The organism is Pseudomonas sp. R4-15, assembly GCF_055768815.1.
Window position 1 is genome coordinate 1,254,759 of sequence record NZ_CM147293.1, and the last position, 23,659, is coordinate 1,278,417.

19 protein-coding genes are annotated in these 23,659 nt (G+C 65.0%); 10 read left to right on the forward strand and 9 right to left on the reverse strand.

Going from position 1 to position 23,659, the window contains the following annotated elements; all coding sequences use genetic code 11:
• Positions 1-61 precede the first annotated feature (61 nt).
• Positions 62-766, forward strand: coding sequence for a methyl-accepting chemotaxis protein (locus tag ACYRGX_RS05950; protein ID WP_473056639.1), 705 nt, complete (start codon positions 62-64; stop codon positions 764-766).
• Between the two features lie 10 nt (positions 767-776).
• On the opposite strand, the gene ACYRGX_RS05955 is transcribed toward ACYRGX_RS05950, so the two are convergent.
• The 6 genes from ACYRGX_RS05955 to ACYRGX_RS05980 all read right to left on the reverse strand — a co-directional run bounded on the left by ACYRGX_RS05955 (position 777) and on the right by ACYRGX_RS05980 (position 7,122).
• Positions 777-2,291: a SulP family inorganic anion transporter gene (locus ACYRGX_RS05955; protein ID WP_473055687.1), complete on the reverse strand. Its 1,515-nt coding sequence runs from the start codon at positions 2,289-2,291 to the stop codon at positions 777-779.
• A gap of 116 nt (positions 2,292-2,407) precedes the next feature.
• Entirely contained in the window at positions 2,408-3,130 is a 723-nt protein-coding gene (locus ACYRGX_RS05960; protein WP_473055688.1) for a carbonic anhydrase, read from the reverse strand.
• 416 nt (positions 3,131-3,546) lie between these two features.
• Complete coding sequence (locus tag ACYRGX_RS05965) at positions 3,547-4,080, reverse strand: FlgO family outer membrane protein (RefSeq protein WP_473055689.1); 534 nt, start codon at positions 4,078-4,080, stop codon at positions 3,547-3,549.
• On the reverse strand, positions 4,080-4,748 hold the full coding sequence (locus ACYRGX_RS05970; protein WP_473055690.1) for a hypothetical protein: 669 nt from the start codon (positions 4,746-4,748) through the stop codon (positions 4,080-4,082). Before ACYRGX_RS05970 ends, ACYRGX_RS05965 begins: the two co-directional genes overlap by 1 nt.
• Before the next feature lie 193 nt (positions 4,749-4,941).
• Positions 4,942-5,661 (reverse strand): 16S rRNA (uracil(1498)-N(3))-methyltransferase, encoded by a 720-nt coding sequence (locus tag ACYRGX_RS05975; protein ID WP_473055691.1) that lies wholly within the window; start codon positions 5,659-5,661, stop codon positions 4,942-4,944.
• A 57-nt stretch (positions 5,662-5,718) separates the two neighbouring features.
• On the reverse strand, positions 5,719-7,122 hold the full coding sequence (locus tag ACYRGX_RS05980; RefSeq protein ID WP_473055692.1) for an adenosylmethionine--8-amino-7-oxononanoate transaminase: 1,404 nt from the start codon (positions 7,120-7,122) through the stop codon (positions 5,719-5,721).
• Between the two features lie 188 nt (positions 7,123-7,310).
• Here ACYRGX_RS05980 and ACYRGX_RS05985 point away from each other — a divergent pair, with 188 nt between their 5' ends.
• The 5 genes from ACYRGX_RS05985 (at position 7,311) to adeC (ending at position 14,500) form a co-directional block, all read left to right on the forward strand.
• Entirely contained in the window at positions 7,311-7,904 is a 594-nt protein-coding gene (locus ACYRGX_RS05985; RefSeq protein ID WP_473055693.1) for a cytochrome b, read from the forward strand.
• On the forward strand, positions 7,898-8,488 hold the full coding sequence (locus tag ACYRGX_RS05990) for a YceI family protein (RefSeq protein ID WP_473055694.1): 591 nt from the start codon (positions 7,898-7,900) through the stop codon (positions 8,486-8,488). Before ACYRGX_RS05985 ends, ACYRGX_RS05990 begins: the two co-directional genes overlap by 7 nt.
• A 263-nt stretch (positions 8,489-8,751) precedes the next feature.
• Positions 8,752-9,912 carry an efflux RND transporter periplasmic adaptor subunit gene (locus ACYRGX_RS05995; protein ID WP_473055695.1) on the forward strand — a complete coding sequence of 387 codons (1,161 nt, stop codon included), beginning with the start codon at positions 8,752-8,754 and terminating at the stop codon, positions 9,910-9,912.
• A 5-nt stretch (positions 9,913-9,917) separates the two neighbouring features.
• Positions 9,918-13,061, forward strand: coding sequence for an efflux RND transporter permease subunit (locus ACYRGX_RS06000; protein ID WP_473055696.1), 3,144 nt, complete (start codon positions 9,918-9,920; stop codon positions 13,059-13,061).
• Positions 13,058-14,500, forward strand: a complete 1,443-nt coding sequence (adeC, locus tag ACYRGX_RS06005) for an AdeC/AdeK/OprM family multidrug efflux complex outer membrane factor (protein ID WP_473055697.1) — start codon at positions 13,058-13,060, stop codon at positions 14,498-14,500. Before ACYRGX_RS06000 ends, adeC begins: the two co-directional genes overlap by 4 nt.
• Before the next feature lie 87 nt (positions 14,501-14,587).
• Here adeC and ACYRGX_RS06010 read toward each other — a convergent pair whose 3' ends face one another.
• The 3 genes from ACYRGX_RS06010 to aphA all read right to left on the reverse strand — a co-directional run bounded on the left by ACYRGX_RS06010 (position 14,588) and on the right by aphA (position 18,788).
• Complete coding sequence (locus tag ACYRGX_RS06010) at positions 14,588-15,631, reverse strand: MASE2 domain-containing protein (protein WP_473055698.1); 1,044 nt, start codon at positions 15,629-15,631, stop codon at positions 14,588-14,590.
• 189 nt (positions 15,632-15,820) lie between these two features.
• Positions 15,821-17,707, reverse strand: coding sequence for a DEAD/DEAH box helicase (locus ACYRGX_RS06015; protein WP_473055699.1), 1,887 nt, complete (start codon positions 17,705-17,707; stop codon positions 15,821-15,823).
• Positions 17,708-18,152: 445 nt separating this feature from the next.
• Entirely contained in the window at positions 18,153-18,788 is a 636-nt protein-coding gene (gene aphA / locus ACYRGX_RS06020) for an acid phosphatase AphA (protein WP_473055700.1), read from the reverse strand.
• 628 nt (positions 18,789-19,416) lie between these two features.
• Between aphA and ACYRGX_RS06025 the strand changes: the two genes are divergently transcribed.
• The 4 genes from ACYRGX_RS06025 (at position 19,417) to ACYRGX_RS06040 (ending at position 23,652) form a co-directional block, all read left to right on the forward strand.
• On the forward strand, positions 19,417-19,824 hold the full coding sequence (locus ACYRGX_RS06025) for an ExbD/TolR family protein (RefSeq protein ID WP_473055701.1): 408 nt from the start codon (positions 19,417-19,419) through the stop codon (positions 19,822-19,824).
• A gap of 4 nt (positions 19,825-19,828) precedes the next feature.
• Positions 19,829-20,599 carry an energy transducer TonB family protein gene (locus tag ACYRGX_RS06030; RefSeq protein ID WP_473055702.1) on the forward strand — a complete coding sequence of 257 codons (771 nt, stop codon included), beginning with the start codon at positions 19,829-19,831 and terminating at the stop codon, positions 20,597-20,599.
• A 42-nt stretch (positions 20,600-20,641) separates the two neighbouring features.
• Complete coding sequence (locus ACYRGX_RS06035; protein WP_473055703.1) at positions 20,642-22,939, forward strand: TonB-dependent receptor family protein; 2,298 nt, start codon at positions 20,642-20,644, stop codon at positions 22,937-22,939.
• A gap of 65 nt (positions 22,940-23,004) precedes the next feature.
• Positions 23,005-23,652, forward strand: coding sequence for a MotA/TolQ/ExbB proton channel family protein (locus ACYRGX_RS06040; RefSeq protein ID WP_473055704.1), 648 nt, complete (start codon positions 23,005-23,007; stop codon positions 23,650-23,652).
• Positions 23,653-23,659: the final 7 nt, after the last annotated feature.

Genomic DNA, 23,659 nt, shown 5'->3' on the forward strand with positions numbered 1-23,659 from the left:
CTTGCGCGCGGTGGAGCAGCAACAGCAGCAGGTCAGCCAGATTGCCACCGCGGCCACGCAGATGGCAGCGACCGCCCAGGGCGTCGCCGAGAGTTGCGAGCGGGTGGCGCAGGAGGCCGCGCAGAGCCACGAAACCGCCGAGCGCAGCAGCCAGAACAGCCGGCAGACCCGCGAGAGCATGCATCAGCTGCGCGCGCGTCTGGGCGAGACTGCCGAGGCGCTGGGGCAGTTGCGCGACCAGGCGCAGCAGATCGACCGCATCGTGGAGGTGATCAAGGGCATCGCCGAACAGACCAACCTGCTGGCGCTCAACGCGGCGATCGAAGCCGCGCGCGCCGGTGAGCAGGGGCGTGGCTTCGCGGTGGTGGCAGATGAGGTGCGCAGCCTGTCGCAGCGCACCCAGGCCTCGACGCTGGAAATCAGCACGACCGTCGAGGGCCTGCAGCAGGTGGTGGCGCGGTCGGTCGCCCTGATGCAGAGCGCCAGTGCCCAGGCCGAGGGTGACGTGGAGCGCGTCATCGAGCTGGGCGACGGACTGGAGTCGATCGCCGCGGCGGTACAGCGGGTTAGCGACAGGGTGGTGCAGATCGCCGCCGCCTCCGAGCAGCAGGCGGCGACGGCCGAGGAGGTCAGCGGCAACATCCTGCAGGTCGACCAGGCCGCCGCCAGCCTGCTCGACGGTGCGCGCGGCGTGCATGCGGTGGCCGAACGCTTGCGCGAGGGCAGTCACAGCCTGCAGCAGAGCACCGCGCGCTTCCAGCTCTGAGTCGCGCCCTTCAGGCCAGTGCGGTGCGCTGGTGACCCTCCACCCGGCGCTTGAGCGCGGCGCCCTCGACGATTTCGAGGCTGCCGCCCTGGGCGCGGGCGGCACGTCCCCAATCCTCCAGCAGCTCCAGGCAGGCGTGGTCGATGTAGCCGACCTGGCTCAGCTCCACACGCAAACGGGTGCTCGGCGCCACGTCCGCGAGTACCTGGCTCAGCTGCGGCACGCGCAGGAAGGTGGCGGCCCCGGCCAGGCGCAACTCGGCCTCCTGTTCGTCGCCGTGGACCAGACGGATGCGCAGTCGCGAGGCGTTCCACACCAGGCGCAGCAGGGTCAGGGCGAAGCCCACCAGCACCCCGGTGAGCAGGTCGGTGAAGACGATGCACAGCGCGGTGGCGAGGTAGATCAGCGGCGGCAGGCGACCGTAGCGGCCGAGCTGGCGCAGCGCCTTGGGATCGACCAGCTTGCAGCCGGTGTAGACCAGTACGCCGCCGAGGCTGGCGACCGGGATGCTCTGCAGCACGCCGGGCAGCAAGGCGATCAGCCCCAGCAGCCAGACCCCGTGGAGGATCGTCGAGCTGCGGCTGCGCGCGCCGGCCTGCACGTTGGCCGAACTACGTACGATCACGCCGGTCATCGGCAGCGCACCGAGCGCACCGCAAAGCAGATTGCCCACGCCCTGCGCGGACAGCTCGCGGTTGAAGTGCGAACGCGGGCCGTTGTGCATGCGGTCGACCGCGGCGGCAGAGAGCAGCGTCTCGGCGCTGGCGATGAAGGCCATGGCCACCGCGGCGATCAGCAACTGCGGATTGGCCAGGCTGGCCATTCCCTCTGGGGTGATCCAGTCGATCGCCTCGCCCAGGTTCGGCGGCAGCTCGACGCGACGTACCGCCAACCCCAGCCAGAGGCTCGCCAGGGTGGCTGCGGCAACGCCGATCAGCGCTCCGGGGAGAAAGCGCAGGCGCGCCGGCCGCCAGCGCTCCCAACCCCACATGCAGGCGATGGTGCCCAGGCCGAGCGTGCCGGCGGTCAGCGAACTGTCGCCGCCGACGATATCGAAGGCGGCCGCCAGGGCGCCGGGGAAGGCGATCAGGTTGTCCAGGCCGGAGGCACGTGGCGAGGCATCGAGCATCACGTGGACCTGGGATAGCACGATGAGGATGCCGATCCCCGCGAGCATGCCGTAGACCACCGCTGGCGCGGTGACGCGGAACCAGCCGCCCAGGCGCAACATCCCGGCGAGCAACTGGATCGCTCCGGCGAGCAGGATCACCGGGCCGAGGGCCGCCATGCCGTGGGTGCGGACCAGTTCGAAGACCAGTACCGCGAGGCCAGCCGCGGGACCGCTGACCTGCAGCGGCGAGCCAGCCAGCAGGCCGACCACGATGCCGCCGACGATGCCGGTGATCAGGCCCTTGGCCGGGGGCATGCCGGAGGCGATGGCGATGCCCATGCACAGTGGCAGGGCAACGAGGAAGACCACGACCGACGCCATGGCGTCGCGTGGCAGGGTGCGCATGAAGTTCATCGGAGGACTCTCCTGGAAAGGGCCTGCCGTCGCAGCGCGCGGCCACGCGGTTCGCGGGCGCAACGGCAACCGGCCCTGGGCACGAAGGCGCCGGCCGTCTGCCGGCCTTTACGGTGTCAGCTCGCGCGGGCGAAGCGTGGCGCCGGGGTGGCCGAGGGCAACTGTTCGCCATCCAGCGGCAGGAAGCGGCGCGCCTGCTCGTCGTAGGCGCGGATGCCGCCGCTGTCGATGTCGTAGACCCAGCCGTGGATGCACAACTGGCCGCTGGCCAGGCGCGCCGCCACCGATGGATGGGTGCGCAGGTGGTCGAGTTGCGCCACTACGTTTTCCTCGGTGAGCACGCCGAGGGTTTCGTGGGCCGCGCAGCGACAGTTGTTCTCGACCACACTGCGCGCCACCTCGGCATGTCTTAGCCAGGCGCGCACGGTAGGCATGCCTTCCAGGCTCGGCGGGTCGAGCACGGCCTTCATCGCGCCGCAGTCGGAGTGCCCGCAGACGATGATGTGGCGCACGCCGAGGCCGAGCACGGCGTACTCGATGGCGGTGGAGACACCGCCGTTCATCTGCCCGTAGGGCGGCACCACGTTACCGACGTTGCGGGTGACGAACAGGGTGCCGGGGTCGCTCTGGGTGATCAGCTCCGGAACGATGCGCGAATCCGCGCAGGTAATGAACATGGCGCCGGGTTGCTGGGCCCTGGCCAGGCGCTGGAACAGCGCCTGTTGCTGCGGATAGACCTCGTCGCGAAAGCGGCGAAAGCCCTGCAGTAGCCTGTGTAAAGTCTCGTCGCGGTCCTGGGATTGATCCTGCTGGGGGGCGGAGCGGCTGGTCGATGGCATCGGATGTCTCCCATGAATACGGGTGTCTGTCCTGCCGTTTGCTGGCAGAACGCCACGTGACCGTCTGGTCACTTCCAGGGTCGACGATAAGAGCCGCCACTTACATAAAACTGAACGGGAGAGGCTCTGGATTGCCACTATTGGCGGGGTGCCAGTACCTCTCCGGAGCGATGCGAAGTCCTCGATGGCTGGGATAGGCGGCGGCAGGTGAAGCCTTTACCCGCGGTTGCGGGTACCGATGAGCCCGGCGCTGTCGCCGGACGTCTTGCCGATGCGTTGAAGGCGGCCGGAGCGGGATTGGCGACTCCGAAAGCGCCGCCCAGGCTACGTTAGTAGGCGAGGCTGGAAGGGGTATTCGGGGTCGTCGCGGCAGTGCGTCTGCCGCGACGACTGTCGCCACGTTGCGTGACGCGGGCTCAGTAGCGGCGGTCGCGCAGCAGGGCGCGCACGTCGTTGTCCAGCGGTAGGGCGTAGTCGTGCACGGCGAGTATGGCATTGCTGTTGGGTTGGATGACCTTGAGGTTCACGTAGACGTAGTCCTTGCTCTCTGCATAGCTGCCAACGATCACCGCCTGCGCCGCGTAGTTGCTGGCCAGTTCGTGCAACTCGCGAGTGAGCATGAGCTCACCCTGGGTCTGTGAGATGTACACGCTGTTGCGAAATTTCATCTCGATCATGCGCTGCCCGGCCTGGGTGAAACGCGAGGAGACCTGCTCGGAGATCAGCCGGCCGAGCGTGGAGGAGCGATCAAGGGCGTCGATATTGACCACCGTGGCGATGATCAAGGTGCTACCGGTGGCCGGCAGTTGCGCTAGCAGCGCTTCGGCGGCGCGGTGGTTGGCGCGGATGAAGGGATTGCTGTCGCTGGCATAACCGGCATCGGAGCTGGCACAGCCGGTCAGTGCCAGCATCAGGGCTGCGCTCAGGGCGAGAAGGAAGGAGCGCATCATCAGTTGCCCCCCTTGACCGGCAGCGCGTAGTTGCGTGCGTACAGCGCCCAGTCGCTCTCGGTGGTGTAGTAGGCATTGCTGATTTGGGCGTAGTAACGCTCGCTGTCGGACACCTGGGTGGTGACGATCAACTCGGTGCGCGGCACCTGCATCCCGCCATCGCCTTCGGCACCGAGCCAGCGGGTGGTGTCCAGGGCGACGGCGCCGCCGATCATGGCGGCGCCGGGCGAGACGTTTTCGTAGAGATTGCGAAGTACCCAGAGGCCGCCGGCCAGTGCGGTGAACTCACCGCCGAAGGCGGGACGCTGACGGTCAGCGGAGAAGCGCAGCGGCTGGCTGCTGACATCGACCTGCAGGGTGCCGAGGCCGGCATGCTTCATCACCGGATGGCCTGCGTTGGCGAGGATGCCGGACAGGTGCGTGACGAAGGCCCGCTCGAAGGGGCTCGGTGTAGCACTGGCGGTGACGTACAGCGGACGCCGATCAGGCATGGCCTTGAGCAATTGTCGGGCGCTGTCCTCGGCGATCAGTTGCCAGTGGGAAGCGGCCTGCAGTTTGGGCTGCTGGTCGGTGGGGAAGTGGGTCGGCAGCGGGGCTTCGGCGTGCTGGGCGCAGCCGGTCAGGAGGGCGCTGGTTAGCAACAGCCCCGTGAGAGCGTGTCTGTGCATTGTATCCATCCTTGGAGGGGTGGCGTGGTCCATTTCCGCCTACGATTCCCGGCCCGTCGTCCGGACGGGGCAAGGCGAGCCATCGCCCGAACGGCCGACTGGCCGCTCGGGATGGCACATTATTACCCGCTGGCGCAGGCGGCGTTAAGCCCGGCGTACGCTCCGGGTGCGGACCGATTGCCGCTGCTGGGGACTAGAAATCGCCCCACAGTTGCTGCGCCACCGCCAGTGCTACCACCGGCGCGGTTTCGGTGCGCAGGACCCGCGGGCCGAGGCGTGCGGGCTGGAAGCCGTGCTGCCGTGCGGCGTCCACTTCATTGTCGTCGAGGCCGCCTTCGGGGCCGATCAGCAGGGCCAGCGTGGCGGGGCGGGCGTGGCTTTCCAGGGCGGCGGCGACCGGGTGCAGGACCAGCTTGAGGTCGGCTTCGATCTGCGCCTGCCAGCGATCCAGCGGCTGTGGGGGGTGGATCTGTGGCAGCACCGAACGGCCACACTGCTCGCAGGCGCTGATCGCGATCTGTCGCCAGTGGGCCAGGCGCTTGTCGGCGCGTTCGTCGTTCAGGCGCACCTCGCAGCGTTCGGAAAACAGCGGGGTGATATCGCTGACGCCGAGTTCGGTGGCTTTCTGGATCGCCCAGTCCATGCGTTCGCCGCGCGACAGGCCCTGGCCCAGGTGGACGCGCAGGGACGACTCGGCAAGGCCGGGGACGCCGGCTTCGAGTTCGACACTGACGCGTTTCTTGCCGACCTCGGCGAGCTGCCCGCGGTATTCCAGGCCGCTGCCGTCGAACAGTTGCACGGCCGCACCGGCGGGTAGGCGCAGCACGCGTGCCAGGTAATGCGCCTGGGCTTCGGGCAGCTCGATCAGGCCGGCGGCCAGCGGGGTTTCGACGAACAGGCGGGACAGGCGCATCGGCATCGGTGTCGGGTAGTCGGTGGGGCGCCAGTTTACCTGCCTGGCGTCGGCGGATCAGCCCGGGTCGTGGAAGTTTGTCGGGCCGTCCGGCACCTGCACGCTGACCGATTCGCGGGTGGCGATGTCGATGCCCTCGCTGGCGACTTCGGCGAGGAAGTCGATCTGCTCCGGGGTGATCACGTAGGGCGGCAGGAAATACACCACGCTGCCCAGCGGGCGCAGTAGCGCGCCGCGCTGCAGCGCGTGCTGGTAGACCTGCAGGCCACGACGCTCCTGCCAGGGGTAGGCGACCTTGCCGGGCTTCTCGGCGACCATTTCGATGGCCAGGGCCATGCCCGTCTGGCGTACTTCGCCGACGTGGGGGTGATCGGCGAGGTGCGCGGTGGCGCTGGCCATGCGTGCGGAGAGCGCGCGGTTGGCCTTGATCACGTCGTCGTCGCGGAAGATGTCCAGGGTCGCCAGCGCGGCGGCGCAGCACAGCGGGTTGCCGGTATAGGTGTGCGAGTGGAGGAAGGCGCGCAGGGTCGCATAGTCGTCGTAGAAGGCTTCGTAGGCGGTCTCGGTGGTCAGCACCGCGGCCATCGGCAGGTAGCCGCCGGTGAGCGCCTTGGAGAGGATCAGGAAGTCCGGGGTGATGCCGGCCTGCTCGCAGGCGAACATCGTCCCGGTGCGGCCGAAGCCGACGGCGATTTCGTCGTGGATCAGGTGCACGCCATGTCGGTTGCAGGCCTCACGCAGCAGTTGGAGGTAGATCGGGTGATACATGCGCATGCCGCCGGCGCCCTGGATCAGCGGCTCGACGATCACCGCAGCGACTTCATGGGCGTGGGCTTCGAGGGTGCGCTCCATGTGCGCGAACATCGCCCGCGAGTGTGCTTCCCAGCAGGCGCCTTCCTCGCGCAGGTAGCAGTCCGGGCTCGGCACTTTGAGGGTGTCGAGCAGCAGCGCCTTGTAGGTCTCGGTGAACAGCGGCACGTCGCCCACCGACATCGCTGCCACGGTCTCGCCGTGGTAGCTGTTGGAGAGGGTGACGAAGCGCTTCTTCTCGGGGCGGCCGACGTTGATCCAGTAGTGGTGGCTCATCTTCAGCGCCACTTCGATACCGGAGGAGCCGTTGTCCGCGTAGAACACGCGCGACAGACCGGCGGGTGTCAGCGCGACCAGGCGTTCGGAGAGTTCGACCACCGGCTGATGGGTGAAGCCGGCGAGCATCACGTGTTCGAGCTCATCGAGCTGAGCACGGATACGTGCGCCGATGCGCGGGTTGGCGTGGCCGAACACGTTGACCCACCAGGAACTCACCGCGTCCAGGTAGCGCTTGCCGTCGAAGTCCTCGAGCCACACGCCCTCGCCACGACGGATCGGAATCAACGGCAGGCGCTCGTGGTCCTTCATCTGCGTGCAGGGGTGCCAGAGCACCTCGAGGTCGCGTTGCATCCACTGATGGTTGTTGCTCATGACGGGGTCCCGCGTTGGAAATGCGCGGCAAGCCTAGCAGATCGATGTCTACACCCGTTGCGGTGGGGCCGGAGGTGGAAATTTCTTGTTATCTAATTATTCGATGTTTCGAAGCAGGATATTGCGCTTTTAAACCATTATTTCGACGGTAGTCTCTGCCTCATTCCATTCCTCGAGGAACCCTACAGATGCAATGGCGTAATTCCCCCTCGCGCTACGGCGGGGTCAGCATGCTGCTTCACTGGGGTGTCGCCGTAACGGTGTTCGGCATGTTCGGCCTGGGCCTGTGGATGATGGACCTGGGCTATTACGACCCGTGGCGCAAGGCCGCTCCGGATCTGCACAAGAGCATCGGACTGACGCTGCTGGCGGTGATGCTGCTGCGGGTGGTCTGGCGCTTCGTCAGCCCGCCTCCGCCGCCCACGCCGAACCAGGGGCCGCTGACCCGCGCGATGGCCAAGGCCGGGCACCTGTTTCTCTATGTCGTGCTGTTCGCGTTGATGATCGCCGGTTACCTGATCTCCACGGCCGATGGCGTGGGCATCCCGGTTTTCGGCCTGTTCCAGGTGCCGGCGCTGCTCAGTGGTCTGCCCGAGCAGGCGGAAGTCGCAGGACAGATTCATCTTTACCTGGCCTGGGCGCTGGTCATTTTCTCCGTGCTGCATGGGCTGGCGGCCCTCAAACACCACTTCGTCGACCGTGATGCCACGCTGCTGCGCATGCTCGGCCGCAAGACCAACCCTTATCCAACCACTGTGAAAGGAAGGAACACCTCATGCTGAAGAAATCCCTACTGACTCTGGCCCTGGGCGGCGCTCTGATGGCTGGCCAGGCGATGGCCGCCGACTACAAGATCGACAAGCAAGGCCAGCACGCCTTCGTCGACTTCAAGATCAGCCACCTCGGCTACAGCTTCATCACCGGCACCTTCCGTGACTTCGACGGCAGCTTCAGCTTCGACGCCGCCCAGCCGGAAGACGCCAAGATCAACGTCACCCTGAAAACCGCCAGCGTGTTCACCAACCACGCCGAGCGTGACAAGCACATCGCCAGTGCCGACTTCTTGAACGCTGCCAAGTACCCCGACGCCACGTTCGTCTCCACCGGCGTCAAGCCCACCGGCAAGAATGCAGAAGGCCAGATGACTGCTGACGTCACCGGCGACCTGACGCTGGCCGGCACCACCAAGCCGGTGGTCATCAAGGCGACCTTCCTCGGCGAGGGCGACGACCCTTGGGGCGGCTACCGCGCCGGCTTCGAAGGCACCACCACCATCAATCGCCAGGATTTCGCGAAGATGATGGATCTGGGGCCGAAATCGGATCAGGTCAGCCTCTACTTCAGTTTCGAAGGCGTGCGCCAGTAATCAGGTTTAGTGGAAGTACGAATCGCGCCCCGGTGGCGCGATTCGTCGTTTCGGGAGTATGTTTCTTCACCAAACGGCGCACGCACGTGCGCCGACCTCTGTTGCAATGCTCTAACACTGTGTTTCCGAGTGTTACCCATGTTTACAAACACGTCTGAATGTAAGTATGGTTCCGCTTCTATAAGTCCAACTACTCTCTCCCTTGCCTGCATGCGCGGCCCGCTTGGCGTCGTTTGCGTGAGGCGTTCCGATCGAGGTTCACTATGCGCATCAAGCCAGTCTCTCTGGTGCTTGCTGCCGGCGTGCTGTCGTTGCTCGCGGGCTGCAACAAGGAAGAACAACCCCAGCAGGCGCAGCAGGCGCCTTCCGTCGGGGTCGTCACGCTGCAAACCGAGCCCTACGGACTGACCGTCAACCTGCCTGGCCGGACCTCGGCCTACCGCGTCGCCGAGGTGCGCCCGCAGGTCAACGGCATCATCGAGAAACGCCTCTTCAAGGAAGGCAGTGACGTCAAGGAAGGCGAACAGCTCTACCAGATCGACGACTCGACCTATGCCGCTGAGCTGAAGAGTGCCGAGGCAACCCTGGCTTCGGCGCGCTCGCTGGCCGGTCGTTACAAAGAGTTGGTCGGCGATCAGGCCGTCAGCAAGCAGGCCTACGACGAGGCCGAGGCGGCGCGTCTGCAGGCCGAGGCGGCGCTGGCCCAGGCTCGCATCAATCTGCGCTACACCCAGGTGCGCGCACCCATTTCCGGCCGCATCAGCCGCTCGCTGGTCACCGAAGGCGCGTTGGTCAGCAACGGCCAGGCGACGGCGCTGACCACCATCCAGCAACTCGATCCGATCTATGTCGACGTGACCCAGCCGGTGCGCGACATGCTCGCGCTGCGCCGTGACCTGGAAGCCGGACGTCTGCAGAAGGCCGGTGACAACGCCGCCAAGGTGCAGTTGCGCCTCGAGGACGGCAGCACCTACGAGCAGCAGGGCACTCTGGAGTTCTCCGAGGTCTCGGTGGACGAAGGCACCGGCTCGGTATTGCTGCGTGCGGTATTCCCCAACCCCGATCACCTGTTGATGCCGGGTATGTTCGTACATGCCGAGTTGCTCGCCGGTGTGCGCCAGCAAGCGCTGCTGGTACCCCAGCAGGGCGTCAGCCGCGACACCCGCGGCAAGCCGACCGCGATGGTGGTGAACGCTGAAAACAAGGTCGAGATCCGCGAGCTGGTGACCGAGCGCGCCGTGGGCAACCGTTGGCTGGTCAGCAGCGGTCTGCAGGCTGGCGACAAGGTGATCACCGAAGGTTTGCAGTGGGTACGCCCCGGTGTCGAGGTGAGCGCCCATCCGGCGAAAAACGTAGCGGACGCGAAGGCCTACGGTGAGCAGCCCTCCGACGATGACGCCACCCAGGCCTCCCAGGGGAAATAAGCCTCATGTCGAAGTTCTTTATCGACCGGCCCATCTTTGCCTGGGTCATCGCCCTGGTGATCATGCTGGCCGGCACCCTGGCAATTCTCAAGTTGCCGATCAATCAGTATCCGAGCATCGCGCCGCCACAGGTGGCGATCCAGGTGAGCTACCCGGGCGCCTCCGCGCGCACCGTGCAGGACACCGTGGTGCAGGTCATCGAACAGCAGATGAACGGCCTGGATGGCCTGCGTTACCTGTCCTCGGACAGTAACTCCGATGGCAGCATGACCATCAACGTGACCTTCGAGCAGGGCACCGATCCGGACATCGCCCAGGTTCAGGTGCAGAACAAGCTGCAACTGGCCACGCCGTTGTTGCCGCAAGAGGTTCAGCAGCAGGGGATTCGCGTCACCAAGTCGGTGAAAAACTTCCTGATGGTGATCGGCCTGGTTTCGACCGATGGCCGCATGACCAAGAACGACCTGGCGAACCTGATCGTATCCACCCTGCAGGACCCGATTTCGCGGACCAAGGGCGTTGGCGACTTCCAGGTCTTCGGTTCCCAGTACGCGATGCGCATCTGGCTGGACCCGGCCAAGCTGCAGAACTACCAACTGACGCCGGTCGACGTGAGGTCGGCGATCCAGTCGCAGAACGTGCAGATTTCCTCCGGCCAGTTGGGTGGCATGCCCTCGGTACAGGGGCAGCAGCTCAATGCGACCATCATCGGCAAGACCCGCCTGCAGACTCCCGAAGAGTTCGAGAAAATCCTGCTGAAGGTCAACGCCGACGGTTCCCAGGTGCGCCTGCGCGACGTCGCGAAGGTCGAACTGGGGGGCGAGAGCTACAGCATCAACTCCGAGTTCAATGGTAAACCGGCCTCGGGCATGGCGCTCAAGCTGGCGACCGGCGCCAACGCGCTGGACACCGCCAAGGCCGTGCGCGAGACCGTCTCGCAGTTGGAGCCTTTCCTGCCGCCGGGCGTGGAGGTGGTCTATCCGTACGACACCACGCCGGTGATCTCCGCCTCCATCGAGGGCGTGGTGCATACCCTGGGCGAAGCCATCGTGCTGGTGTTCCTGGTGATGCTGCTGTTCCTGCAGAACTTCCGCGCCACCTTGATTCCCACGCTGGCGGTGCCCGTCGTGCTGCTCGGCACCTTCGGCATCCTGGCGGCCTGCGGGTTCTCCATCAACACCCTGACCATGTTCGCCATGGTGCTCGCCATCGGTTTGCTGGTGGACGATGCGATCGTGGTGGTGGAAAACGTCGAGCGTGTGATGGCTGAGGAGGGGCTTTCTCCCCTGGAGGCGACGCGCAAGTCCATGGGGCAGATCCAGGGCGCGCTGGTGGGCATCGCCCTGGTGCTGTCGGCGGTGTTCCTGCCGATGGCGTTCTTCGGCGGCTCCACCGGCGTTATCTACCGGCAATTCTCCATCACCATCGTTTCCGCCATGGCGCTCTCCGTCCTGGTGGCGTTGGTCTTCACGCCGGCGCTCTGTGCGACCCTGCTCAAGCCGATCAAGAAGGGTGACCATGGGGAAGGCAAGCGCGGCTTCTTCGGCTGGTTCAACCGCACCTTCGAACGTGGCGTGCATGGCTATGAGCGCGGGGTGGTGGGCGTTCTCAAGCACAAGGTCCCGTACCTGCTGCTGTATCTGGTGATTGTCGGGATCATGGCCTGGATGTTCACCCGCATCCCGACCTCGTTCCTTCCCGAGGAAGACCAGGGCGTGCTCTTCACTCAGGTGCAGACGCCGCCCGGCTCGACCCTGGCGCGTACCGATGCGGTGCTCGACCAGATGACCCAGTACCTGCTCAATGACGAGAAGGAAACGGTGAACTCGGTATTCACCGTCAGTGGCTTCAACTTTGCTGGCCGTGGCCAGAGTTCGGGTATCGCCTTCGTCATGCTCAAGCCCTGGGAGGAGCGAACTGCCGATGGCACCGACGTGTTCGCCCTGGCGGGGCGTGCGCAGCAGCGCTTCTTCACCTTCCGTGATGCGATGGCGTTCGCCTTCGTCCCGCCGTCGGTGCTCGAGCTGGGCAACGCGACCGGTTTCGACCTGTATTTGCAGGATCAGGCCAGCGTCGGTCACGAAGCCCTGACGCAGGCGGCCGGGAAGGTGCTCGAAATGGCGTCGAAGAGCCCAGTGCTGGCGCGCACGCGTATCAACGGCATGGCCGACGAGCCGCAGTTCCAGCTCGATATCGATGACGAGAAGGCCCGTGCCCATGGACTGAGCCTTTCCGATATCAACAGCACCCTGAGCATCGCCTGGGGCTCGAGCTACGTGAACGACTTCATCGACCGTGGCCGTGTGAAGAAGGTTTACCTGCAGGGTATTCCCGAAGCGCGGATGAATCCGGAAGACCTGAAGAAGTGGTACGTGCGCAACGCCGATGGCGAGATGGTGCCCTTCAGCGCCTTCGCCAGCGGGCACTGGACCTACGGTTCGCCCAAGCTTTCGCGCTACAACGGCGTCCCGGCCATCGAGATCCTCGGTGAGCCGGCGCCGGGCTACAGCTCCGGTGACGCGATGGCGGAAGTCGAGCGCATCATGAAGGAGATGCCCGATGGCGTCGGCTACTCCTGGACCGGGCTGTCGTTCGAGGAGCGTCTCTCCGGTGCCCAGGCCCCGGCCCTGTACGCCCTGTCGTTGCTGGTGGTGTTCCTCTGCCTGGCGGCACTCTACGAGAGCTGGTCGATTCCCTTCTCGGTGATGCTGGTGGTGCCGTTGGGGATCATCGGTGCCCTGGCGGCGACCATGGGACGCGGTTTGTCCAACGACGTGTTCTTCCAGGTCGGTCTGCTTACGACCATCGGTCTGGCGGCGAAGAACGCCATTCTCATCGTCGAGTTCGCCAAGGAATTGCACGAGCAGGGCAAGAGCCTGATCGACGCGGCGGTGGAGGCCTGCCGGATGCGTCTGCGGCCGATCATCATGACGTCCCTGGCGTTCATCCTCGGTGTGGTGCCGATGGCGATTTCCAGCGGTGCCGGCGCGGGCAGCAAGCACGCCATCGGTACCGGTGTAATCGGCGGCATGCTCACGGCTACGGTCCTGGCGATCTTCTGGGTGCCGCTGTTCTATGTCCTCGTCAGCTCGTTGTTCAAGAGCAAGGCCGATAAAGAGGCCGCCGCCCATGAGGAGCACAAGCAATGAAGAAATCCCTTCTGAGCCTGGCGGTATTGGCGGCGCTCTCCGGCTGCTCGCTGATTCCCGATTACCAGCGCCCCGCGGCGCCGGTGGCGGCGGCCTGGCCGCAAGGCGAGGCCTATGCCGACGCCGGCCCCAGCCAGGCTTTGCCTGGCTGGCGGAGCTTCTTCCAGGACCCGGCGCTGCGTCAGTTGGTCGGTGTGGCGCTGCAGAACAACCGTGACCTGCGTGTCACCGCGCTCAACCTGGAAGCCTACCGGGCGCAGTACCGCATCAATCGCGCGGCGCTCTATCCGACGCTGGACGTCGGTGCCGGCGGCCAGCGTCAGCGCTTGCCGGCCGATCTTTCGCAAAGCGGTGAGTCGTACATCAGCAGCCAGTACAGCGCGACCCTGGGTACTAGCTGGGAGGTCGACTTCTTCGGTCGTCTCGCCAGCTTGCGCGAGGAAGCGTTGCAGCAGTACCTGGCCAGTGCGGAAGCGCAGCGCAGCTCGCACATCGCCCTGGTGGCCAGCGTCGCCAGTGCCTACTTCACCTGGCAGGCCGATCAGACCCTGTTGCAGATCACCCAGGACACGCTGGAGACCTACCGCAACAGCCTGCGCCTGACCCAGCGCAGCTTCGATGTCGGCGTTGCCTCGGCGCTCGAACTGCAACAGGCGCGCACCGCGGTAGACAACGCCCGTGTCAGCCTGGCGCAGTACACCCGCGCCGTCGCCCAGGACCGCAACGCCCTGGTGTTGCTGCTGGGCAGCTCGGTACCGGTGGACCTGCCGCAGGGCTTGTCGCTGGATGCCGACCTGCTCGAGGAGGTGCCGGCCGGCTTGCCTTCGGACCTGCTGGAGCGTCGTCCGGACATCCTCCAGGCCGAGTACCAACTGCGCGCGGCCAATGCCAACATCGGCGCGGCGCGGGCGGCGTTCTATCCGAACATCAGCCTGACGGCCAACGCCGGAACCATGAGCCGCGAGTTGTCGGGATTGTTCGACGGCGGTTCGGGCACCTGGTTGTTCCAGCCGCAGATCAGCCTGCCGATCTTCAATGCCGGCTCGCTGAAGGCCAGCCTGGAGTACAGCGAGGTGATTCGCGACACGCGCGTGGCGGAATACGAGAAAGCGGTGCAGACGGCCTTCCAGGAGGTTGCCGACGGCTTGGCGGCACGTCAGACCTATCGCGAGCAGATGGATGCGCAGGCCGCCCAGTTGGCCTCCAGTCAGTCCTACTACGATCTCGCCGAGCGCCGCTATCGGGCTGGGGTGGACAGTTACCTGACCTTGCTCGACGCCCAGCGCCAGCTGTTCAGCGCGCGCCAGCAGGCGGTGCTGGATCGCCTGTCGCAACTCACTGCCGAGGTCAATCTCTACAAGGCCCTGGGGGGTGGCTGGCTGGAAAACCAGCCGGATACGGCGCAGGCCTTGCCGGCGACGGATCGTCCGGGCGCCTGAGCGCTTTACCCGGTGGTTGCCTGAAACCGCGCCCGGGCCCTTCGGCCCCGGCGCGGTTTTTCTTTAGAGTCTGCTCCCGCGGGCGCTTCAGGCGCGAGCCAGACGCAGGCGCGCCTCTCGTTGGGGATCTTCGCCAAGACGCTGCTCACTGGCTTCGAGCCAGTCGATTTCGCTGAGGAAATCGAAGCGATACTCCACTGCCGAGAGGCTGATCGAGATCTTCGCAAGTGAGGCGCCTTCCGGACCGAAGTTGCTGAATTTCTCGGCGATCCGCTCCAGGCACTGCTGCGCGCCGCTCAGGCGGGTCTGGTGGAAGATGATCGCCAACTCGCCGGGCTGGCGTACGCCGATGATATCGGCCTGACGAGTCTCCAACTTGCTCAACTGCAGCAGACGGGTGGACAGCGCCTGGGTGACCAGGCGTCCGTGGCTGTTCCGCAGGCCGGGTAGTTCGTCGATGCGCAACAGGCCCAGGGTCGCATGGATGCTGCGACTGCGGCAGCGCTGGAAGGTCAAGCCCAAGGCGAGCATCCAGGCATCGCGGGTCAGCAGGTTGTCGCCATCTTCGAAGCTGTTGAGGATGCTCAGCGCACGGCGTTGCTCGTTCAGGCGCGCGACCAGTCGATAACTGGTCCAGCCGACGCTCATTGGGTACAGGAACAGCATGGGCAGGCAGGCCCAGGCAGCGGCCTGTCGGGTCTCGAGGTCGATCCCGAAACCATTCAACAGTCCGAACAGCACGGCACCGAGGAGACTGGCAATCAGTCCCTTCACGAGCAGCCGCAGGCCGTTGGCGGCCACGTTGTGCATGCTCACCATGGATAGCAGCAGCGCCGAGGGCAGCAGACTCAGATGCATGAGCATGATCCAGCCGCCGGCGAACAGGGAGTCGACCAGCAGGTTGCGCAGTTCGGCCTGATGGGGATTGGCGGAGCGCAAGGCGAGCAGCCTGGCGATGCTCGGCCAGGCGAAGCCGTTGAGCAGCATCCAGGCCCAGATCCAGTTGGCCGGATCGTCCCCCTGGATTTCCACTGCGATGTACAGAAAGCTCAGGGCGCAGCCGAGGGTTCGCGGCAGGAATGTACGCCGGACGAAGTCCAGTCCTGCTTCGCGAGTGCTTTGAAACTGCATGCTGGGGTTCTCCCCGGTATTGCATCTGTTGCCGGGGCGAGGAGAGTGCAGGAGCCCACGGGCGGCCGTCAAGGTTCCGCCGTCAAGGTCTCGATGTTTTCGTCGCGAGGGTGATGGGCGGCGCTTGCCTGTTGGCCAGTGGCGAAGCCTTCCAGGGCGCGCGCGATTGGCGTGCGCCCTGGACGAAGGTCAGCGATTGCGACCCAAGAGTGCGGGCTTCTCGCTGCGACGCTGTTCGCTGGACAGGCTGTCGAGCTGTTCCAGGGTCGGCAGACGCTCGCCCTTGCGGACGATCAGCGGCTGCCGGGTGGGGCGCTCGGGCATCATCGACTCGCGCGGTTCGGAATAACCCCCGAAACCGCCGCGCGGCGCATTGGGGCCTTGGCCACCGCCGTTGTTGCGGCGACCGCCAGACTTCTGCCCTTGGCCTTGGCCCTGACGTTGCGATTTGCCACGATTGGCGCCCCCCGCATTGCCGGCATTGCCGCCAGCGCGTGGCTGGCCCTGGTTCTGCTGACGCCCCTGGCCCTGGGGCTTGCTACCCTGGCGGCCACGGCGTGAGCCGTTATTGGGGGTCGGGCTGACATAGTCGGCGCGGTTGCCGAAGTTGTCGTAATCGTCGTCGAGGAACTCTTCCGGATCGCGATCCGGCGGCAGGGCCTGGGGCGAGCTGGGCTTGGCCTTGCCGTTCTGGCGCGGCTGCGCAGCGGCCTCGTTGGGCTGCCCGTCCTTCTTGCCCTTGCCGCGGTTGCGCCGCTTGCGGCCCGTACGCTCGCCGTTGCCAGCCGCTTCGCCGCTGCCTTCGGCGGCTTGTTTCGACGGCTGGTTGCGGCTCTTCTCGGTACGCTCGCCACGCTCTGCGCGGGGCTTGTTGCGAGCCTGGCGGGCCGGGGCAGGTGCGCGCTGCTCGGGCGCTTCGACGGTGACCGAGGACAGGTCGAAGCCCTGCATGTCGCCGCCGGGAATCTGCTGGCGGGTGAGACGCTCGATCGCCTTGAGCAGTTTCTCTTCGTCGGGCGCCACCAGCGAGATGGCCTCGCCACTGCGTCCGGCGCGGCCGGTACGGCCGATTCGGTGCACGTAGTCTTCCTCGACGTTGGGCAGCTCGTAGTTGACCACGTGGGGCAACTGGTCGATGTCCAGGCCGCGGGCCGCGATGTCGGTCGCCACCAGCACGCGAATGGCGTTGGCCTTGAAGTCGGCCAGGGCCTTGGTGCGCGCGTTCTGGCTCTTGTTGCCATGGATCGCGGCCGCCGGCAGGCCCTGCTTGCAGAGGTACTCGGCCAGGCGGTTGGCGCCATGCTTGGTGCGGGTGAACACCAGCACCTGCTCCCAGGCACCCTGGGTGACCAGGTGGGCGAGGAGGGCGCGCTTGTGGGTGGCGGGCAGGCGGAATACCGACTGCTCGATGCGCTCGACGGTAGTGTTCGGCGGCGTTACCTCGATGCGCTCGGGGTCGCGCAGCAGCTTGCTCGCCAGCTCGACGATGTCCTTGGAGAAGGTCGCCGAGAACAGCAGGTTCTGGCGGGCCGCGGGCAGTCGCGCGAGGACCTTCTTGACGTCATGGATGAAGCCCATGTCGAGCATGCGGTCGGCTTCGTCGAGAACCAGGATCTCGACCTGGGACAGGTCGACGCTACCCTGGCCGGCCAGGTCGAGCAGGCGCCCGGGGCAGGCCACCAGCAGGTGCAGACCCTTGGCCAGTGCCTGGACCTGGGGATTCATCCCCACTCCGCCGAAGATGCAGGCGCTCTTCAGGGGCAGGTCGCGGGCGTAGACACGGAAGCTTTCGTGTACCTGGGCGGCCAGTTCGCGCGTCGGCGTGAGTACCAGGACGCGCGGCTGACGCGGGTTGAGCCGGTTGCCGTCGGCGGCACCCTGCGGGAAGAGGAGTTCGAGTACCGGAAGCGCGAAGCCGCCGGTTTTGCCAGTACCCGTCTGGGCGGCGACCATCAGATCGCGGCCTTGCAACACGGCGGGAATCGCCCGCTGTTGCACGGGGGTGGGCTGGGTGTAGCCGGCGGCTTCGACGGCGCGGGCCAGTGCCTCGGAGAGACCGAGGGATGCAAAGGACATGGGCAATCCTGTCTATATGTCGGGCTAGAGTCGAATGACGTGGCGGCGCTGGACGCTACTTGGCGGCCAGGGCGCCGGTCGCCGGGATGCCATGCAGCATCGGCCGGAACGGGCGCGTTGCGTCGTTACTCGTCGTTTGTCTGGGATGACCAAAACACTTTTCTCGCGCCTGGACCCCTGCTCGGCATGGGCGGACTCCGTGGTGATCGAAGGATCACTGGAACAGGCGCCGAGGGGAATCGTCTGTCCGGCTGGAACCCTGCAGGTCGCGGGATTCCGCCCGGTGCGCCTGCGACCCTGAGGGGCACGGCATCCGGACGTATGCTGACGAGAGTGGGCAGTATAACAGAGCTTGTCGTATTGCAACCGCTCTCGTCGATACTCGGACCGTGTTTCCGGAACAAGGTTCGCCGGGGCGAATGAGCGCGTGGTGGGCCCTGGCTGCTCAGCGATCTGAATCGACCAGTACGTCCTCGCCCAGCGAGCCCGGTATCGGGATCGGCTTGTAGGTGGAATTGGTCGCGCGCATGACACGAATGGGGCGGGCGCCGGCGGCGCGTGCCGACTCGATGTCGCTGTCGGCGTCGCCGTAATAGATCGCCAGGTGTTCCTGCGCGATGAAGCGCGTCTTGTCCGGCCCCGAGGTGAAGATCACCGGAATCCGCTGCTTCAGCGCAAAGGTCTGTTCGAGGATCGCGCTGAGTTGCTCGTCGTCGGTGCGTGGCCGTCCGGTAATGAAATAGATGCGGTCGCCACGGGCCTGGTGCAACGCGACGAGTCGCCGGGCGATGTCCTTGGGAATCGAATAGCGATCGCACCCGCCGTTGGTCTCCTGCCAGAACGCCGGGTTCTTCAGGTAGTCCTCCGAGCCCGGTGAGTACTTCTGTTGGCCGTAATAAAAGCAGGGGCTGGAAAACAGCAGGGTGTCGTCCACGTCGAAGCCGACGGCGATAGGCGCCTGGCCTTGCAGTTGCCCGCCGAGGGCGTGCAGGTCGAGCCAATGGACCTTGGGTTGCTCCGGAGTATGGCTACAGGCGGATAGCAGCAGGCAGGCGCCCAGCAGGGCGAATAGAGAGCGCACGCGGTAGTTCCTTGCAGGTTGCGAAAAGAGGAACGGCCACGCAGCAAGGCGCGTGCCGCTCTCTCATTGAACCTGACATTAATGACAGTTTTTGTTGTGCGGCCTGACGCATGGAGATTCCTCTTGGCCTTGTCGAATAGCTGGTGCGTTATTCAATGTACTGTATTTAAAGGAATTTATAGAAAATATCCGCTGAGCTTCGTCTGTCTTGGCAGGCAAGCTGCAAATACCCGTGTCGGCTCTCGTTTCCCGCGCATTGTCCCTATAGTCGAGCCTCTCCGCCGGCTTATTCCCCGCGCCTCCCCTGCCTGGATCGATAGCTTGTCTCTACAGACAGAATGTCTGGACGCTTTGTGACTCATCGGTCGGCGTGAAGCGTTTTGGTGCGAGAGAGGCTGGAAATGCCTCGTGATGTGCATTTTTGAGGGCTCTTGAACTGTCAGTGCCCTCACCTGACCAGGCTGCCTGGGTGCTGTCACGCACTGGATATCCACGGTTCACACGGTTGTAACCAAGTGGGTGTTATTTATTCCTGTCATTGGAGACAGGAATGGCACGTAATCTGCTCTTGTCTCGACGATCTGAGAGAACCGGCCGGGTGTTTCGGCCGACAGCGCGGAGTCGAGCGATGCGTAATTGGGAAGAGCCGAAGAAACGGCGGGTACATATCGAGATCATTCCGATGATCGACGTGATGATGTTCCTGCTGGTGTTCTTCGTACTGATCAGCCTGAACGTGATCCCTGCACTGGGGATCAAGACCCAGCTGCCCGGCGCTGCCAGTGCCCAGCAGTTGAAGCCGCAGAACAAGGCGGTGATCACCCTGGCGTTGGAAGACCGCCTGCAGCTCGATGGCGAGGACGTCAGCGACGAGCAACTGGTCGAGCGACTGCATGCGCTGGAGCAGACCGGCGAGAAGCTGGTGATCATTCTCAACAGTGACGAAGGCGTGGAGGTCGGCCGACTGGTGGCCGTCATGGACCTGCTCAAGGGCAGTGGCTTCTCCTCCGTCTCCATCGCTACCCGCAAGCTGTAACGCCATGTCCATCGTCTATCGATCGCGCAAGGTCATCGCCGCATTGCCGGCGCTCGCGCTGTTGGCTGCGGTGATCCACGGCGCGGTGAAGAGCGAGCTGAAGATCAAGCCCAAGTACGACGACAGTGTCGTGGAAATTGCGCTGATCGATCCTGCCGAGCTGCAGCCGCCGCCTCCGGAGCCCGAGCCGGAACCCGAGCCGCTGCCGGAGCCACCGCCACCGCCGCCACCCCCGGAGCCGGACCCGGAGCCGGTGATCGAGGTGCCTGAGCCGCCGAAGCCCGAGCCGCCCAAGCCCAAGCCCGAACCACCCAAGCCGGCGCCCAAGCCGAAACCCAAGCCCGAACCGAAACCGGTGCCCAAGCCGCAGCCGGTGGTCAAGGCGCCTGCTCCCGCGCCCAAGCCGGTTACGCCGCCGCCGGCTGCCGTGCCCGCGCCGCCGGCCAAGCCGCAGGTGAACGTGGCCGCGCTGGAGAGCCGCTACATCGCGGTGCTGCGTGCCGAGCTGGACAAGTACAAGCAGTACCCGCGTGGCCGCGAGGCCTCGCTACAACGCCCCACCGGCAATGTCGAGGTCTGGCTGCTGGTGGATCGCAATGGCCGTGTCCTGGATTCGGGAATCCAGACCAAGGCCAGGAACATGCTGCTCAACCGCGCCGCGCAAGGCAGTTTGCGGCGCATAGAAAAGGTCGCGCCGTTTCCGGCAGAGGCGTTCGCCGGCAACGACCGATATCGCTTCAACGCAACCCTCGTCTACACCCTCGACGACAAATAAGACCTGCCCAACCACTCGACCTATCAACCGAGGATGCTGGTGATGAAATTCAATAGGATGTTCGTGATGTTGTTGGCCGCCGGGTGCGGCAGCTGGACCGCTTCGGCGCTCGCCCAGGAGGCGGATATCGGCGAAGTGGAAGTGACCGGGCAGACCCTGGGCAACGGCCAGATGGTTCAGGAAGAGGCGGCCAAGTCGCGCTCCACGGTGACCAAGGAAGCCCTGGAGAAGATGGCGCCGACGGCCAACGGCATCGACAAGCTGAAGTACACCCCGGGGATCAACGTCTCCAGCGACGACTCCACCGGGCTGTCCGGCTTCAACTTCACCATGCGCGGCATGAACTCCGACCAGATCGGCGTCACCATGGACGGCATTCCGGTGAACGACTCGGGTAACTACAGCATGTACCCGAACCTGCTGGGCGATTCCGAGAACCTCGAGGAAATCTTCGTTACCCAGGGTTCCTCGGAAATGGATGCGCCGCACATCGGCTCTTCTGGCGGCAACATTGGCCTGGTGTCGATGCGCCCGACCGAAGATTTCGGTGTCTTCGTCAAGCAGACCGTTGGCAGCAACAACCTGAGCAAGAGCTTCGTCCGACTGAATACCGGCGAATACATGGGGCTGTCCAACTACATATCGGTGTCCGACACCAACAGCGACAAGTGGAAGGGCAAAGGCGATCTCGATGCGCAGAAGGTCGAGCTCAACAGCCTGTACAAGTTCGGCGATGGCAACTCGCTGAATGCGATCGTCAAGTACCACAAGCAGGAAAACTACAACTACGCCACCGCCAGCAAGAGTCAGTTCTCCGGCGACCATGACTATGAGTTCGCCGAGTCTCCGACCTTCAGCGACTACAACGGCGCGCAGTATCTTTCGGCAGGCTCCTACAAGCTCAACCGCAACCCTTTCGAGAACGTGACGGCCTCGCTGACTGGCCGCTTCCAGCTGCGCGACGACCTGCAACTGACCGTGGCCCCCTATTACTACTGGGCCAACGGCGGTAGCTACACCACCTACGGCAACGCCGCCAGCCTCAACAGCGGTTCCACCAACAGCGGTGGCAACTACGTCCTGGGCAACCTGAACTCCTACAACGACTATCGCGCGGACGGTAATCCGGTCAGCGGCTTCTACTACCGTCCGTCCTGGACCGAAACCTGGCGCCCCGGGGTCAACACCAAGCTGACCTGGGCCTTCAACGACGAGCACAGCATCGATTTCGGCTACTGGTACGAGCGCGCGCGCCAGCGCCAGACACAGCCTTTCGTGCCGCTGGACGCCGATGGCAGTCCCTCGGACATCTGGGCTGACTACCATGACTCCAACCAGGTACGCGATGCCAGCGGCAACGTCATCCAGGGTCGCAATTACTTCACCATCACCCCGGCGCACAAGCTGTTCGTGCAAGACACCTGGTACGCCACGCCCGATCTGACGCTCGTCACCGGCTTGGCCTACGAGCACACCGAGCGCAAGGGTAACAACCGCGGCAGCCTCTACGATGCCCCTGAGAAGCGCAACGCGACCTACCACGAATTCCTGCCCAGCTTCAGTGCGCGCTACCAGATCAATACCGAGCAGCAGGCGTTCTACAACCTCAGCCGTAACATGCGTACGCCGCAGAACTACGTGCTCTACAACACGGGCGACTCGATCAGCCTCGATCCGGAGCTGAGCTGGAACCATGAACTCGGTTGGCGCTATGCCACCGACAAGATGGCGCTGTCGGCGACCCTGTTCTACTTGACCTTCAAGAACCGCCAGGTGTCCAGCCGCGACGATGCCGGCGACTACATCATGCTCAACGTCGGCGATGTGGAGAACCGGGGTCTGGAGCTGGAGTTCAGCGGTCTGCTGCCGCACAACTTCAACTACTACGCCTCCTACACCTACACCGAAGCCGAGCAGCAGGATGACCTGAACTACCGCGGCTTCGACCTGCCCACCGCGGGCAAACAGGTCGCTGGCGTGCCCAAGAACATGTTCAACCTGAGCCTGGGCTACGACGATGGCCGCTTCTACGGCAACGTCGTCGGCAAGTACGTGGACAACCAGTACGGCGACCTGACCAACGACGAGAGCATCCCGCACTACACCGTGGTGGACCTGAACCTGGGGTATCGCCTGCCGGTGAACAAGAAGTACGTGAAGGAGGCGGCCGTTCGCCTGTCGGTGAGCAACCTGTTCAACCGCGAATACCTCAATGGCGTGCGTACCGTGGCGTTCAGTTCGGTCGACTACGACCCGAGCAGCAACTACGTGGGCGCCACACCGTACTACACCATCGCCGAAGAGCAGACCGTCGCGGTTTCCTTCGAGGCTTCCTTCTGATCCAGCGCAAGAGCCCGGTCGTGAGGCCGGGCTGCTTTTTCCCGATCCATCCGAGGTAACCCGCCATGAACATGGACCTGCTCCACGACATCACCTTCTACATCATGTACGGCGCCGCGGCCCTGGCCGCCTTCGTGGTGGTGGAACGTGGCATCTTCTTCGCCCACAGCCTGCGTCGTGCGCGCAAGCTAGAGGCTGCGCTGCACCAGCCGGTGCGTCGCATCGAGGACCTGCCCGAGGCTCTGCGTGCGCGTGACAGCCTGCCCCTGCAGTTGCTGCGGCAGCTGTTCGAAGGGCGCAGCCACCTGCGCTCGCACAACGAACTGGAAGACCTTGGCCAGGCGATCTACATCTCCATCCGCGGCAAGCTCAACCACGGCCTGTGGATTCTCGAGGCGGTGGTCGCCGGCGCGCCGCTGCTCGGCCTGCTGGGCACCATCCTCGGCATCATCGACACCTTCAAGGCGCTCGCCGAAGCCGGTGTTTCCGATCCCGGAGAGGTCTCCCGCGGTATCGGTACCGCGCTCTATGCCACCGCCCTGGGTATCTCCATCGCGCTGGTCGGCCTCGCCTGCAACCACCACCTGCAGGATCGCCTGGAGCAGATCAACGATCACCTGAAGATGCTTCTGCTGCGCGCCGGCATGGGCACCCGCTATACCTCCGGCGATAGCGCGGCGACTTCGGTCGGCGCCCTGCAGCCCAGCGCCTGAGGCCCGC

Excerpts from the sequence above, each read along its gene's own strand:
- ACYRGX_RS05950 (WP_473056639.1), top strand. The coding sequence starts at position 62 with ATGGCAGCGACCGCCCAGGGCGTCGCCGAGAGTTGCGAGCGGGTGGCG.
- ACYRGX_RS05955 (WP_473055687.1), bottom strand. The coding sequence starts at position 2,291 with ATGAACTTCATGCGCACCCTGCCACGCGACGCCATGGCGTCGGTCGTG.
- ACYRGX_RS05960 (WP_473055688.1), bottom strand. The coding sequence starts at position 3,130 with ATGCCATCGACCAGCCGCTCCGCCCCCCAGCAGGATCAATCCCAGGAC.
- ACYRGX_RS05965 (WP_473055689.1), bottom strand. The coding sequence starts at position 4,080 with ATGATGCGCTCCTTCCTTCTCGCCCTGAGCGCAGCCCTGATGCTGGCA.
- ACYRGX_RS05970 (WP_473055690.1), bottom strand. The coding sequence starts at position 4,748 with ATGCACAGACACGCTCTCACGGGGCTGTTGCTAACCAGCGCCCTCCTG.
- ACYRGX_RS05975 (WP_473055691.1), bottom strand. The coding sequence starts at position 5,661 with ATGCGCCTGTCCCGCCTGTTCGTCGAAACCCCGCTGGCCGCCGGCCTG.
- ACYRGX_RS05980 (WP_473055692.1), bottom strand. The coding sequence starts at position 7,122 with ATGAGCAACAACCATCAGTGGATGCAACGCGACCTCGAGGTGCTCTGG.
- ACYRGX_RS05985 (WP_473055693.1), top strand. The coding sequence starts at position 7,311 with ATGCAATGGCGTAATTCCCCCTCGCGCTACGGCGGGGTCAGCATGCTG.
- ACYRGX_RS05990 (WP_473055694.1), top strand. The coding sequence starts at position 7,898 with ATGCTGAAGAAATCCCTACTGACTCTGGCCCTGGGCGGCGCTCTGATG.
- ACYRGX_RS05995 (WP_473055695.1), top strand. The coding sequence starts at position 8,752 with ATGCGCATCAAGCCAGTCTCTCTGGTGCTTGCTGCCGGCGTGCTGTCG.
- ACYRGX_RS06000 (WP_473055696.1), top strand. The coding sequence starts at position 9,918 with ATGTCGAAGTTCTTTATCGACCGGCCCATCTTTGCCTGGGTCATCGCC.
- adeC (WP_473055697.1), top strand. The coding sequence starts at position 13,058 with ATGAAGAAATCCCTTCTGAGCCTGGCGGTATTGGCGGCGCTCTCCGGC.
- ACYRGX_RS06010 (WP_473055698.1), bottom strand. The coding sequence starts at position 15,631 with ATGCAGTTTCAAAGCACTCGCGAAGCAGGACTGGACTTCGTCCGGCGT.
- ACYRGX_RS06015 (WP_473055699.1), bottom strand. The coding sequence starts at position 17,707 with ATGTCCTTTGCATCCCTCGGTCTCTCCGAGGCACTGGCCCGCGCCGTC.
- ACYRGX_RS06025 (WP_473055701.1), top strand. The coding sequence starts at position 19,417 with ATGCGTAATTGGGAAGAGCCGAAGAAACGGCGGGTACATATCGAGATC.
- ACYRGX_RS06030 (WP_473055702.1), top strand. The coding sequence starts at position 19,829 with ATGTCCATCGTCTATCGATCGCGCAAGGTCATCGCCGCATTGCCGGCG.
- ACYRGX_RS06035 (WP_473055703.1), top strand. The coding sequence starts at position 20,642 with ATGAAATTCAATAGGATGTTCGTGATGTTGTTGGCCGCCGGGTGCGGC.
- ACYRGX_RS06040 (WP_473055704.1), top strand. The coding sequence starts at position 23,005 with ATGAACATGGACCTGCTCCACGACATCACCTTCTACATCATGTACGGC.